General features: G+C 37.9%; 1 protein-coding gene. It reads right to left on the reverse strand.

Annotated features, from left to right (window positions below; translation table 11 throughout):
* Window positions 1-533: hydroxyacylglutathione hydrolase (gene gloB, locus ACFIM6_RS10195; protein WP_375612707.1), on the reverse strand; the 533-nt coding region annotated here is incomplete at both ends.

Genomic DNA, 533 nt, shown 5'->3' on the forward strand with positions numbered 1-533 from the left:
AAGAAACTTCTTCCACTCTTTGACGAAGTTTTTGATTATGTGAATCAAGTGTTAATGCGAAAAGAGCATTAGTTTTGGAATATTCATGACCACAATAAAGAAGTGTCTTATCGGGAAGTTGACGAAGCTTTTTTAAAGAGTTCAGCATTTGAGCAGGTGTTCCTTCGAAAAGGCGTCCACAACCAAGTGAGAAAAGTGTATCTCCAGCAAAGAGCAAACCTTTTTCAGGAAAATAATAAGATAATGCGCTCAAAGTGTGACCAGGTGTTGAAAGAGCTAAAAGTGGGTGAGAACCAAAGAGAAGTTTTTCATCAGGTTGAAGTGTTTGATCAAGGTGGTGAATCTTGTCTTTTTCTGCTGCTGGTCCAATAATTATAGCATTGTAAACTTGTTTTAATTCTGCAAGAGCTTCTACATGATCATGATGATGATGAGTCACAAAAATAGTATGAAGTGTCCAATCACGACGCTTTAAAGCGTTGCGAATTGCTTTGCTTTCAGGAGCATCTATTGCGGCTGTCATACCACTTTTT

Source organism: Bartonella sp. AA9NXGY (genome assembly GCF_042196845.1).
GTDB lineage: Bacteria > Pseudomonadota > Alphaproteobacteria > Rhizobiales > Rhizobiaceae > Bartonella.